Origin of the sequence: Lysobacter sp. M15 (genome assembly GCF_022662515.1) — a bacterium.
Lineage (GTDB): Bacteria > Pseudomonadota > Gammaproteobacteria > Xanthomonadales > Xanthomonadaceae > JAKPBU01.
In genome coordinates this window covers 160507-173317 of the sequence record NZ_JAKPBV010000002.1, presented here as the reverse complement: position 1 = coordinate 173317, position 12811 = coordinate 160507, and the positions used below count along the sequence as shown (strand labels likewise).

Here is a 12811-nt window from a genome sequence, read left to right as displayed (position 1 = left end):
CCGCATCGCGTCGACGCCGCGCGCGCAGCACGGCCGCATCATTTCTTCGATTGGTGACCTATAAGCCATGACCCAGCGACCCCTCGACGACCGCGCCACCCGTCTGTACATCGGCCTGGCTGCCTTCTTCTGCGTCAACGCCGTGCTGGCGGAGTTCATCGGGGTCAAGATCTTCGCGCTGGAGGAGACGCTGGGACTGGCGCCGTTCGAGTGGAACCTGTTCGGCCAGAGCGGTTCGCTCAACTTCACCGTGGGCACCCTGCTGTGGCCGTTCGTGTTCGTGTTCACCGACGTGATCAACGAATTCTTCGGCATGCGTGGCGTGCGCTTCGTGTCGTGGATCGCGGTGGCGCTGATCGCGTACGGTTTCGTGTTCGCCTTCGCCGGCATCGCGCTGGCGCCTGCAGGCTGGTGGGTCGGCGCGGCGCAGGAACAGGGCGTGCCTGATTACCAGGCGGCGTATGCGGCGGTGTTCGGCCAGGGCCAGTGGAGCATCGTCGGTTCGATCATCGCCTTCCTGCTGGGCCAGCTGATCGACGTCAGCGTGTTCCATCGCATCCGCAAGGCGACGGGCGAGCGCTGGGTGTGGCTGCGTGCGACCGGATCCACCGCGGTATCGCAGCTGGTGGACAGCTTCGTGGTGCTGTACATCGCCTTCGTGCTGGGGCCACAGCACTGGCCGATGCCACAGTTCCTCGCCATCGGCAGCGTCAACTACGTCTACAAGATGGGCGCGGCCGTGGCGATGATCCCGCTGCTGTACCTGATGCGGCGGGCCATCACCCGTTACCTCGGCGCCCAGCGCGCCACGGAACTGCGCCACCAGGCCGCGCTTTGAGCCGCAATCGGCAGCGTTGATGCGCCGCAAGTGACCTTTGGCCCATGGCCCGTCGCCTCGCAGCGGCGAGGCTTGGGGTTTGCCCTGCCCCCGGAGCCCCCATGCCCGTACGCGTCCTGCTCGCCGCCGCCCTCGCGATCGCCCTGGTCGGCTGCGCCACCACGGCTCTCGACGGCACCCGCACGGGCACGGCCGACGAGCTCGCCTTCCCGCGCTCGGACAAGGCCGCGCGGCTGGACAAGCTGTACGCGGACTACTGGGAAGCGCTGCTCAAGCTCAATCCGGTCCAGGCCACGTTCCAGGGCGACAACCGCTACAACGACCAGTTGCCCGACTTCGGCACCGCGCAGTTCCGCGCGCAGTCGCGCAAGTTCACCCAGGACTGGCTGCAGCGGGTGGAAGCCATGGGTGCGGACGGCCTGCAGGGCCAGGCGCTGCTGAGCTACCAGATCTTCGTGCGCGATGCGAGGAACTCGCTCGAAGCCGACCAGTACCCCACCTGGATGCAGCCGATCAACCAGATGGGCGGCATGCCCAGCTTCGCCGTGCAGCTGGGCTCGGGCACCGGTGCGCAGCCGTTCAAAACGGTCAAGGACTACGACAACTGGCTGGCACGCGGCAACCGGCTGCCGGCGCTGTTCGACACCTCGATCGCCAACATGCGCGAAGGCATGACAGCAGGGGTCGTCCAGCCCAGGCCGTTGATGGAGAAGGTGATCCCGCAGCTCGACGCGCTGATCAAGGACCGGCCCGAAGACACGCTGTTCTGGGGACCTGTCAGGAGCATGCCGGCCGATTTCAGCGATGCCGACAAGCAGCGCCTGACCGCCGCGTACCGCGACATGATCGGTCAGCGGGTGATGCCGGCGTACAAGAGGCTACGTGCCTTCATCGCCGATGAGTATCTGCCCGCCACCCGTACGACCGTGAGCCTGGACAAGCTGCCCAACGGCGCGGCCTGGTACGCGTTCAACGTGCGCAACAGCACCTCGACCGACATGACGCCGGCGCAGATCCATCAGCTGGGGCTGGACGAAGTCGCGCGCATCCACGGCGAAATCGGCAAGGTGATGCGCCAGGTCGGCATCAAGGGCGACCTGCAGGCCTTCTTCAAGTTCATGCGCACCCAGAAGCGATTCGAGTACAAGACCGAAGGCGCGCTGCTCGAGCACTATCGTTCCCTGGAAGACAAGATCAACGAGAAGATCCCCGGGCAGTTCTCGCTGGTCCCGAAGGCGCCGTTCGAGATCCGCCCGGTCGAGCCTTACCGCGCCAAGTCCGCTGCGGGCGGTTCGTACATGAGCCCCAGCGAGGACGGCAGCCGGCCGGGCATCTTCTACGTCAACACCTACGACCTGCCCACGCGCAAGACCTGGGACGCCGAGGATCTTTACCTGCACGAGGCGATCCCGGGCCACCACTTCCAGCTGGCGCTGCAGCAGGAACTGACCGACTTGCCCAAGTTCCGGCGCTTCGGCGGCGAGACCGCCTTCATCGAGGGCTGGGGCCTGTATGCCGAGTCGCTGGGCAAGGACCTGGGTGTGTACACCGATCCGTACAACTACTTCGGCTACCTGCAGAACGAACTATGGCGCGCGATCCGCCTGGTCACCGACACCGGCTTGCACAGCAAGGGCTGGACCCGCGAGCAGGTGATCAAGTACATGCTCGACAACTCCGCGGAAAGCGAAACCCAGGCCACCGCCGAAGCCGAACGCTACATCGCCTGGCCCGCGCAGGCCCTGGCCTACAAGATCGGCGAGCTGAAGATCAAGGAAGTCCGGGCGAAGGCTGAAAAGGAGCTTGGGCCGAAGTTCGACGTCCGCGAGTTCCACGCCGAAGTGCTCAAGGACGGCTCGGTCCCGCTCGACGTGCTGGAGCAGAAGATCGACCGCTGGGCGAGCGGACGCGCCAAGCAGATGCCTTGAATCCCATCTGCTGCGTCCGCGCAACGACGCCTTCCAATCCATAACCCATCGATACACACCGCAGTTCCATCGCTTCCACCAGGAGATCCCACGTGACGCTACGCCCGCTTCTGCTCTCCCTTGCCATCGCCGGCGCGCTTGCCGCCTGCGACCGCGCGCCGTCCACCGATGCCGCGACGACCACGCCAACCGCCAACGTCAGCACCGCGGACGCCGCCGCGAAGGCTTCCCAGCTCAAGCAGCTCTACGCGGACTACTGGGAAGCGTTGCTCAAGCTCAACCCGGTGATTGCAACGTTCACCGGCGACAACCGCTACAACGACCAGCTGCCGGATTCGGGCTCGGCGGCCTACCGCCAGCAGATGCAGCAGTTCACCGAAGAATGGCTGAAGAAGGCCGAAGCGATCGGCTCGGCCGGACTGAGCGGACAGGACCTGCTCAGCTACGAAATCTTCGTCGCCGATTCCAAGGACACGCTGGAAGGTTTTCAGTACCCCGACTGGCAGATGCCGGTCAACCAGATGCGCAGCACCGCGACGCTTGCGGTGCAGCTGGGCTCGGGTACCGGTGCGCAGCCGTTCAAGACGGTCAAGGACTACGACAACTGGCTGGCACGCGCCGGCCGCCTGCCGGTGCTGCTTGACACCGAGATCGCCAACATGCGCGAAGGGATGAAGACCGGCGTGGTCATGCCGCGCGCGCTGATGGAGGACGTGATCCCGCAACTCGACGCGCTGATCAAGGACAAGCCGGAGGAATCCCTGTTCTGGGGCCCGATCACGAGCATGCCGAAGGAATTCCCCGAGGCCGACCGCACCCGCCTGACCGAGGCGTTCCGCAAGCTGATCCTCGAGCAGATCAACCCTGCCTACCAGAAGCAGCGCGACTTCATCGCCAACGAATACCTGCCCAAGACCCGCGACAGCGTGGGCCTGGACAAGCTGCCCAACGGCGCCGCCTGGTACGCGTTCAACGCGCGCCAGAGCACCACCACGGACAAGTCGCCGGCCGAAATCCACCAGATCGGGCTGGACGAGGTCGCGCGCATCCATGGCGAGATCCGCAAGGTCATGGCCGAGGTCAAGTTCGAGGGATCGATGCAGGACTTCTTCAAGTTCATGCAGACCGATCCGCGCTTCAGCTTCAAGGACCAGAAGGCGCTGCTGGAGCACTACCGCGCGCTGGAAGACAGGATCAACCAGAAGATTCCCGAGCAGTTCTCGCTGGTCCCGAAGGCGCCGTTCGAGATCCGGCCGATCGAGCCGTTCCGCGAGAAGTCCGCCGCCGGCGGCGAATACATGATTCCGAGCGAGGACGGCAGCCGGCCGGGCATCTTCTACGTCAACACCTACGACCTGCCCACGCGCAAGACCTGGGACGCCGAGGACCTGTACCTGCACGAGGCGATTCCGGGCCACCACTTCCAGCTGGCGCTGCAGATCGAGCTGAAGGACATGCCGACGTTCCGGCGCTGGGGCGGCGAAACCGCGTTCGCCGAAGGCTGGGGCCTGTACGCCGAGTCGCTGGGCAAGGACCTGGGCGTCTATACCGATCCCTACAACTACTTCGGCTACCTGCAGAACGAGCTGTGGCGCGCGATCCGCCTGGTCACCGACACCGGCCTGCACAGCAAGGGCTGGACCCGCGAGCAGGTGATCAAGTACATGCTCGACAACTCCGCCGAAAGCGAAACCCAGGCCACCGCCGAAGCCGAGCGCTACGTCGCCTGGCCCGGACAGGCGCTGGCGTACAAGATCGGTGAGCTGAAGATCAAGGAAGTCCGGGCGAAGGCAGAAAAGGAGCTTGGGCCGAAGTTCGACGTCCGCGAGTTCCATGCCGAGGTACTCAAGGACGGCTCGGTGCCGCTGGACGTGCTGGAACAGAAGATCGACCGCTGGATTGCCGCGAAGAAGGCGGCCTGACCGGGCCTGTTTCGCGCCCGCGCGGTTCCCCAACGGAAGAAGGCCGGCAATGCCGGCCTTCTTCTTTTGCCCCAGGATGCGGGTGTGCGCTTATGCGCGCACGTCGCGCCGCGCATTGCCGCCACCGCGATGCTGCTTGGGACCTGCATGGGCCTGCGCGCCGCGCGACTGCGGCTTGCCATGCGCACGGTGCGCAGGCTTGCCCGGTGCGCCGCTGCGGCGCGGGGGCTGCTGGCCGGCGGGCTTGCCACGACCCGGCTGGGCCCGGGCCTGCTGGCCGCGACCACCGTTCGGCGGTCTGGCCACGTCCAGGCGGATCGGGCGGCTCGGCTCGAAGCCGCGCACCACCTGCATCTCGATCTCGGCCTTGAGTACCTTCTGGATGTCGCGCAGCAACGCGCCCTCTTCCGGCGAGACCAGCGAAAGCGCTTCGCCGGTGGCGCCGTTGCGGCCGGTGCGTCCGATCCGGTGGATGTAGTCTTCAGCCACCATCGGCAGATCGTGATTGATCACCAGCGGCAGATTGGGGATGTCCAGGCCGCGTGCGGCCACGTCGGTCGCCACCAGGATCCGGGCCTTGCCGGACTTGAACTGCGCCAGCGCCTTCTGCCGCTGCGCCTGGCTCTTGTTGCCGTGGATTGCGACCGACGGCAAGCCAGCCTGCTCCAGCTGCTCGGCGAGGCGGTTGCAGCCATGCTTGGTCTTGCCGAATACCAGCACCTGCTCGGTATGGCGCGCGGCCAGGATCTCGACCAGCAGGTCGCGCTTCTTCACCGCATCGACCGGATGGGCGCGGTGCACGATGGTCTCGGCGATGGTGTTCTGTGCCGCCACCTGCACCTGCTGCGGATTGCGCATGAATTCCATGGCCAACGCCTTGATCTGCGCTTCGAACGTCGCCGAGAACAGCATGGTCTGGCGGTCCTTGGGCACGCGGCCGAGGATCCGCTTCATCGCCGGCAGGAAGCCCATGTCCAGCATGCGGTCGGCTTCGTCCAGCACCAGCACTTCCACCGCGTCGAGCTTGGCGGTGCCGCGCTCGAGGTGGTCGAGCAGGCGGCCCGGGCAGGCCACCAGGATGTCGACGCCACGGCGCAGGTTGTCCATCTGCGGCTGCATGCCCACGCCGCCGTACAGCGTGGTCACGTTCAGGCGCAGATGCCTGCCGTAGGTCTTGAAGCTTTCCGCCACCTGCACCGCGAGTTCGCGGGTGGGCACCAGCACCAGCGCGCGTGGCTTGCGCCCGCCGCTGATGTGCGTGTTCTTGGGCGGGGTCTCCTTCGACAGGCGCTGCAGCAGCGGCAGGGCGAAGGCCGCGGTCTTGCCGGTGCCGGTCTGGGCGCCGCCAAGCAGGTCGTGGCCGCCCAGCGCGAGCGGGATCGCCTGCACCTGGATCGGGGTCGGGGAGGTGTAACCGTGTTCGGCAAGCGAACGCAGCAGCGCGGGCGAAAGCCCGAGGGTTTCAAACGTCATGTGGAACTCCATTGGAAGCTGCGCGCGATGGCGCGAAGCGTTACCCGGAGCTATCCAAAACCGCGCTGCGAGTAGGGTTTGACGATGCCGGATGCTCCGGATCGTGTCTGCGCGACGAAAGACGTGCGGGGAAGTGCCGGCGATGGCTCATCGAGCCTGGATCGGCGGCGGGCTGCCTGGAAAAACGGACCAGCCGTGCGCGGTACGGGGCGCACTCTACGCGAATGCGCCCCGCGCCGCCACCCGGGGCCTGAACCACACCTTTGCTCAAGCGCCGGAATCCGCCGCCACTGGCAGATGCGACCGCTGCGCAGGTGTGCGACCCTGTGCGCCCGATCCATCGGGAGCATCCACCGATGCAACGACATCCGGGAACCACGATGGCGCGGCTGCTCATGGCCAGCGTCTTCATCGTGATGGGCGCCTACCGGCTGTGGGGCGCGTACAAGGGCGTTCCGACGCCGGGATCGACCCTGACCTTCAGCGCCATCGAGCTGGTGCTGGGCCTGCTGCTCGCCTGGGGTTGGAAGCTGCGCGTAACCGCGGCGCTCGCCGCAATCCTGATGCTGGCCGATGCGGCGCTGTCGCACCGTTTCTGGGGCCTGGCCGGGCAGGCCCAGGGCGCCCAGCTGCTGCACTTCATGAAGAACATCGGCTTCGTCGGAGGCCTGCTGCTGCTCGCCATGACTGCGGGAAGCGACCACCGCCGCCACCGGCGCTAGCCGTCACGCACTCTCGCCCGCAGGCCCCGCGAAGCGCGAGCCCCGCGGCCGCCCCGCATGACCTTCGACATTCGCTGGCGGCGGCCCCGGCGCGTAGAGTCGCGCGACCTGCCCCAGCCGGGGCCGACCCCACTCGAGCGGAGCCCGTCCCACGTGAGCAAAACCCCGAAGTTCCTGCTGCTGTCCCTGTCGATCACCCTGGCGCTGGCCGCCTGCAACCGCGCAGCGGACCCGGCGGCGACCGCCTCGGCCGACGCCGCGAAACCGGCAGACGCACCAGCCTACACGCTCGACGAGAGCAAGCTGCCGCCGGTCAACCGCTTCGACGTGGCCGACCTCGACACCACCAAGAACGCGTGCGACGACCTTGCCGGCTATGTCAACGGCAAGTGGCTGGCCGCGAACAAGATTCCCGGCGACCGCACCAGCTGGGGCGCGTTCGAGATGCTCGACGAGCGGTCCAACGGCATCCAGCACCAGCTGGCCGAACAGGCTGCCGCCAGGAGCGATGCCACGGGCGTAGACAAGATCGTGGGCGACTTCTACGCCACCGGTATGGATCAGGCCAAGATCGACGCCCAGGGCATCAAGCCGCTGGAAAGCCGCCTGGCCGAGATCGATGCGCTCACCGACGGCGCCGCGGTCGCCAATTACCTGCGCGCCTCGTACGCCAAGGGCGAAGGCCAGCTGTTCGGCTTCGGCCCGGAAGCCGACTTCAAGGACTCGGCGATGAACATCGCCTACGCCAGCCAGGGCGGGCTGGGCCTGCCGGACAAGGGCTATTACTTCGACGCGGACAAGAAGGACAAGCTGGCTGCGTACGAGCAGCACGTGGCCAAGGTACTCGAGCTTTCCGGCGTCCCCGCCGCCGACGCCGCCAAGCAGGCCAAGGACGTGGTCGCCTTTGAAACGCGCCTGGCCAAGGCGTCGAAGTCGAGCGAAGAACTCTCGCGCGACGTGTCGCTGTACTACAACCCGGTCAGCGCGGCCGAGGCCGACAAGCTCACCCCGAACTTCTCCTGGACCGAATTCTTCAAGGCCCAGGGCATCGCTGCACCTGCGAAGTTCTCGCTCGCCATCCCGGCCTTCCACCAGGAAGTGAGCAAGGCCCTGGGCGACATGCCGGTGGACCAGTGGAAGAGCTATCTGCGCTTCCACATGGTCGACAGCGCTTCGCCCTTCCTGAGCGATGCGTTCGTGCAGGAGAACTACAACTTCTACAACAAGACCATGCGCGGCCAGGCGCAGATCAAGGAGCGCTGGAAGCGCGTGCTCGACACCATCGAGAACCAGGCCGGCGAAGCCTTCGGCCAGATCTACGTGAAGGTGGCCTTTCCCGCCGAGTCCAAGGCGCGGATGGAGAAGCTGGTGCAGAACCTGCGCGACGCGCTGAAGGTGCGGCTCGAGAACCTGGCGTGGATGAGCCCGGATACCAAGAAGAAGGCGATGGAGAAGTGGGCCAGCTTCACGCCCAAGATCGGCTATCCGGACAAGTGGCGCGACTGGAGCGGTCTGCAGACCAGCCGCGACAGCTACATCGGCAACGTCCTGGCGGCCAACGAATTCAACTACAAGTGGAACCTGTCCAAGATCGGCAAGCCGGTGGACAAGACCGAGTGGGGCATGACCCCGCAGACGGTCAACGCCTACTACAACCCGCTGCAGAACGAGATCGTGTTCCCGGCCGCGATCCTGCAGCCGCCGTTCTTCGACGCCAAGGCAGACGATGCCTACAACTACGGCGGGATCGGCGCGGTCATCGGCCACGAGATGATCCACGGCTACGACGACCAGGGATCGCGGTTCGGGCCGACCGGCAACTTCGAGAACTGGTGGACCGAGACCGACAGCACCGGCTTCAAGAACCTGACCAACAAGCTGGTGCAGCAGTTCGACGAGTACGAGGCGATGCCCGGCAAGCATGTCAACGGCAACCTCACCCTGGGCGAGAACATCGCCGACCTGGGCGGGCTGGCCGTGGCCTACGACGCCCTGCAGCGGGCGCAGCCGGACCAGAGCAGCAGCGAGGTCGGCATGACCCGCGACCAGCGCTTCTTCGCCAACTGGGCCACGGTATGGCGCCGCAGCTTCAAGCCGGAAGAACTCAACGTGCGCCTGACCACCGATCCGCACGCGCCTGCGAACTTCCGTGCCATCGGCGCGCCGTCCAACATGCCCGCGTTCGCCAAGGCGTTCCAGTGCAAGGCCGGCGACAAGATGGTGCGCGACGGCGACAAGAGCATCCAGATCTGGTGACGCATCGCAAGTGGTGAGCCTCCCCCACGGGAGTGCGGAAAGGCCCGGCTCGTCCGGGCCTTTCCTTTTGAGCGCGGCTGGGATGCGCGGCCGGTTGCGGAGAGCTGCGCAGAACCGGATCGCCCGCGCGTGATTCCGGTGTTCAGGTGGATATGCGGGGCCTTGTTAAACTTCGCCGACTTTTCTGCCTGGAATCTGGGTAAATGCCGAATCTGCGCCCGTCGACCCTCGCCTTCGCCCTGAGCCTGCTGGTCGCCGTGGGCGCCACCGACGCCCAGGCGCAGAAGAAGAAACGATCCACGGCCAAGAAGCCCGTGGTGGAAAAGATCGACGCCTGCAGCGATTTCTATACCTACACCCACAAGGCCTGGCTCGACGCGAACCTGCATGTCGCAGGTTCAGGCATGACCACGGCGATGAGCCAGTTGCGCGAGCGGGCGCTGCAGCAGCAGATCGACCTGCTCAACAGCGACATGCAGACGGCGCAGGGCGGCATCGGCAAGCTACTGGGCGACTTCTGGGCGAGCGGCCTGGACGAGGCCGCGGTGGAAACCGACGGCGCCAACCCGATCGCACCCCTGCTCGACCGGATCAACGGCATCCGCCGCGACAAGGACATCGCCCCGGCGATCGCGGCGCTGCATCAGGTCGGCATCCCCGCGCTGTTCAACTTCAGCGCCAACATCGATCTCAACGACCTCGAGCGCCACATCGGCTATTTCACCCAGGGCGGCCTGGGCTTGCCGGATCCGGCCTGGTACACGCGCAACGATCCCGACACCGCCGCGCTGTTCAGCCGTTACCAGGACTACGTCAAGCAGATCCTCACCCTGACCGGATCTTCTGCCGAGAAACTGGACGCCGACCTGGCGGCGGTCCTGGACCTGGAGAAGCGCATCGCCGGCATCTCCAAGCCGATCACGCTGATGCGCGATCCGCGCGCCAGTTATGCACTGGTGCCCACCGCGAACCTGGGCAAGCAGTACAAGAAACTGCAGCTGCTCGACTTTCTCAAGGCCCAGGGCGTGACCGACGAAAGCGTGTCGATGGCCGACCCGCAGCTGTTCGCGCAGCTGGACACGCTGGTGGATACGCTCAAAGCCGACCAATGGAAGGCCTACCTGCGCTACCAGGTGGGCGCGGCGATGGCACCGTACCTGTCGAAAGCCTGGCGCGATGCAGACTTCGAATTCCGCGGCCGCGTGCTGCGTGGCGAGGTCGCACCCGGTCCCCGCCAGAAGCAGGTGCTGGACGCGATCAACCTTGCGGCCGGTCCGATGTTGGGGCGCGACTACGTCACCCGCTACCTGCCCGCCGCCACCCGCGCGCGCGCGGACGAGGTGGCCAAGCAGGTGCGCGATGCGCTCGGCCGCGGCATCGACAGCAATACCTGGATGAGCGCTCCGACCAAGGAACAGGCCAAGGCCAAGCTGGCCAAGCTCAGGATCGAGATCGGCGCCCCCGCGCGCGACCTGGATTACAGCGTGCAGCCGATGGGCCGCGGCAGCTTCGGCGGCAATATGCTGATCGCGTCCACCTGGCGCCATCGCGAGGAGATGAAGCGGATCGGCCGCGGCAACGCCGACCGCCGCTGGGACGTGCTTCCGCAGGAACCTGCACTGGCCTACGACATCGCCCATAACCGGCTGATCGTCACTGCCGCGATGCTGCAGGCGCCGGTGCTGGACATGGCCCAGGATTCGGTGAGCCATTACGGCTCCTACGGCGCGCTGGTCGGCCACGAACTGAGTCATGGCTTCGACAACAAGGGCCGCCTGGTCGACGCCAGCGAAACCCTGCGCGACTGGTGGACGCCGGTCGACGCCGCGGCCTGGGACGCGCGCGCCAACCAGGTCGCCGCGCAGTTCAATGTCTTCCCCTATCCCAACGCGCCCGGCACCAATGTCAACGGCACGCTGACCCGCGACGAGAACGTGGCCGACCTCGGCGGCGTGGAACTGGCCTGGGACGCACTGCAGGCCGCGCAGCCGGGCGCCGACGCCAAGGCCTTCTACGGCGGATGGGCACGCCTCTGGCCCCAGCAGATGTCCGCCGACGTCGCCGCCCTGCAGGCCGCCACCGACGTCCATGCCCCGGGCCAGTGGCGCACCAACGGGCCGCTGATCAACCAGACCAGCTTCGCCACCGCGTTCGCATGCAAACCGCCGGCGAAGATGGTGCTGGCCAAGGATCAGCAACCGATCCAGGTCTGGGGCCTGGCGCCCGCGGTCGAGCCGCCTGAAGACCCGAAAGCGAAGTCGAAGAAGTAATCGCGCCGGCTAGCGTACGATCCGCGGCCGCCGCGGGCCCCCACGCCCGAACGGCGGCTGTCCGCGCCAGTGGCGGATCAGCAGGTAGCCGAACAGCATCCCGCCCAGGTGGGCGAAGTGCGCCACGCCCGGCTGCAGGCCGGTGAAGCCGAGCAGCAGTTCGATCGCGCCGTAGACGAAGACCAAGGTGCGCGCCTTCATCGGGATCGGCGGAATGAGCAGCATCACCCGCTGGTTCGGAAACAGCATGCCGTAGGCCAGCAGCAGGCCGAACACGCCGCCGGAAGCGCCGATGGTGGGATACGCGACGCCGCCCTGCATCACCGCCCACGAACCGACCACCAGCTGGCACAGGCCGGCGCCTGCAACGCAGGTCAGGTAATAGGTCAGGAAGCGGCGATTGCCCCAGACGTATTCCAGCGGCGCGCCGAACATCAGCAGCGCGAGCATATTGAAGATCAGGTGCGCGAATCCGTTCGGATCGTGCATGAAGCCGTAGCTGAGCAGCTGCCAGGGCATGAAATCCATGCCGCCCGCGCCATCGCCGCCCCACGGCCAAAGCATCAGCGGGGCGAGTGCCGGACCGGCGACCCATTGCAGCAGGAACACCAGGCCGTTGGCGATCAGCAGCGCCTTGGTGACAGGCGGAAGATTGGAGAACATGCGGGTCCGGTCGATGGCGTGGACCTATCATAACGGGATGCCCGAGCTAGCCCGTGCCGACTGCCGCGACCATCAGGCGCTGGCGTTTGCATTACGCGAGTCGGGGGCATGCCTGCTCCAGGGTTTCCCCACGCCTTCGGCATCCGCTGCGCTGCGGACGGATCTGTTGCGGCTCCGCGACGCCGGACACCTGCAGCCCGCGGCGATCGGGCGCGCCGGCGATCGCCGGATGCGCGAGGAGATCCGAGGCGACCGAACCCTGTGGCTCGACGATCCGCGCTGCTCCGCCGCCGCGATCAGCCATCTTAAGCACCTGGATGCGCTGCGGACTGAATTGAACCGCCGCCTGTTTCTGGGCATGCGATCGGTCGAAGCCCATTACGCAGCCTATCCGGCAGGCGCGCATTACGCGCGTCACAGCGACCGGTTCCGCGATGATGCGTCGTCAATGCGCGGCGCGGCGCGCGTGCTGTCGCTGGTGAGCTATCTCAACACCGACTGGACGCCGGCCGAAGGTGGCGCGCTGCGCCTGCACATGACCGATGGCGCGATCGACGTGCTGCCGCAGGAGCACACGACCGTATGCTTCCTGAGCGAAATCGAACACGAAGTGCTCCCGGCCGTCCGCGAGCGTCTCAGTATTGCTGCCTGGTTCCGTCGTGACGGCAATTAGCTGCATGAGACAGGTACGTCTCGCATCGCGCGCGGCCGTGCGGTATCGGTCGCACGGCGCACCACT

At 66.5% G+C, this 12811-nt stretch carries 9 protein-coding genes; 7 read left to right on the top strand and 2 right to left on the bottom strand.

Annotated features, from left to right (window positions below):
• The first annotated feature begins 67 nt into the window (after positions 1-67).
• The 3 genes from MC380_RS01590 (at position 68) to MC380_RS01580 (ending at position 4688) form a co-directional block, all read left to right on the top strand.
• Positions 68-838: a queuosine precursor transporter gene (locus tag MC380_RS01590; protein ID WP_242162638.1), complete on the top strand. Its 771-nt coding sequence runs from the start codon at positions 68-70 to the stop codon at positions 836-838.
• A gap of 101 nt (positions 839-939) precedes the next feature.
• Positions 940-2766 carry a DUF885 family protein gene (locus MC380_RS01585; RefSeq protein ID WP_343223513.1) on the top strand — a complete coding sequence of 609 codons (1827 nt, stop codon included), beginning with the start codon at positions 940-942 and terminating at the stop codon, positions 2764-2766.
• A 92-nt stretch (positions 2767-2858) separates the two neighbouring features.
• A complete protein-coding gene (locus tag MC380_RS01580; RefSeq protein ID WP_242162637.1) occupies positions 2859-4688 on the top strand; it encodes a DUF885 family protein in 1830 nt (609 codons plus the stop codon).
• Between the two features lie 90 nt (positions 4689-4778).
• Here MC380_RS01580 and MC380_RS01575 read toward each other — a convergent pair whose 3' ends face one another.
• Entirely contained in the window at positions 4779-6161 is a 1383-nt protein-coding gene (locus tag MC380_RS01575; protein WP_242104428.1) for a DEAD/DEAH box helicase, read from the bottom strand.
• 356 nt (positions 6162-6517) lie between these two features.
• Here MC380_RS01575 and MC380_RS01570 point away from each other — a divergent pair, with 356 nt between their 5' ends.
• The 3 genes from MC380_RS01570 to MC380_RS01560 all read left to right on the top strand — a co-directional run bounded on the left by MC380_RS01570 (position 6518) and on the right by MC380_RS01560 (position 11409).
• Positions 6518-6883 carry a DoxX family protein gene (locus MC380_RS01570; RefSeq protein WP_242162635.1) on the top strand — a complete coding sequence of 122 codons (366 nt, stop codon included), beginning with the start codon at positions 6518-6520 and terminating at the stop codon, positions 6881-6883.
• 153 nt (positions 6884-7036) lie between these two features.
• Positions 7037-9139, top strand: a complete 2103-nt coding sequence (locus MC380_RS01565) for a M13-type metalloendopeptidase (protein WP_242162633.1) — start codon at positions 7037-7039, stop codon at positions 9137-9139.
• A gap of 203 nt (positions 9140-9342) precedes the next feature.
• A complete protein-coding gene (locus tag MC380_RS01560) occupies positions 9343-11409 on the top strand; it encodes a M13 family metallopeptidase (protein WP_242162631.1) in 2067 nt (688 codons plus the stop codon).
• Positions 11410-11418: 9 nt separating this feature from the next.
• Here MC380_RS01560 and MC380_RS01555 read toward each other — a convergent pair whose 3' ends face one another.
• Complete coding sequence (locus MC380_RS01555) at positions 11419-12072, bottom strand: rhomboid family intramembrane serine protease (protein WP_242104432.1); 654 nt, start codon at positions 12070-12072, stop codon at positions 11419-11421.
• On the opposite strand from MC380_RS01555, the gene MC380_RS01550 reads away from it, so the two are divergent.
• Complete coding sequence (locus MC380_RS01550; protein ID WP_242162818.1) at positions 12071-12745, top strand: 2OG-Fe(II) oxygenase; 675 nt, start codon at positions 12071-12073, stop codon at positions 12743-12745. The genes MC380_RS01555 and MC380_RS01550 overlap by 2 nt on opposite strands.
• Positions 12746-12811 lie beyond the last annotated feature (66 nt).

Coding starts and splice junctions, on each gene's coding strand:
- MC380_RS01590 (WP_242162638.1), top strand. CDS start 68: ATGACCCAGCGACCCCTCGACGACCGCGCCACCCGTCTGTACATCGGC.
- MC380_RS01585 (WP_343223513.1), top strand. CDS start 940: ATGCCCGTACGCGTCCTGCTCGCCGCCGCCCTCGCGATCGCCCTGGTC.
- MC380_RS01575 (WP_242104428.1), bottom strand. CDS start 6,161: ATGACGTTTGAAACCCTCGGGCTTTCGCCCGCGCTGCTGCGTTCGCTT.
- MC380_RS01570 (WP_242162635.1), top strand. CDS start 6,518: ATGCAACGACATCCGGGAACCACGATGGCGCGGCTGCTCATGGCCAGC.
- MC380_RS01560 (WP_242162631.1), top strand. CDS start 9,343: ATGCCGAATCTGCGCCCGTCGACCCTCGCCTTCGCCCTGAGCCTGCTG.
- MC380_RS01550 (WP_242162818.1), top strand. CDS start 12,071: ATGCGGGTCCGGTCGATGGCGTGGACCTATCATAACGGGATGCCCGAG.
- MC380_RS01555 (WP_242104432.1), bottom strand. CDS start 12,072: ATGTTCTCCAATCTTCCGCCTGTCACCAAGGCGCTGCTGATCGCCAAC.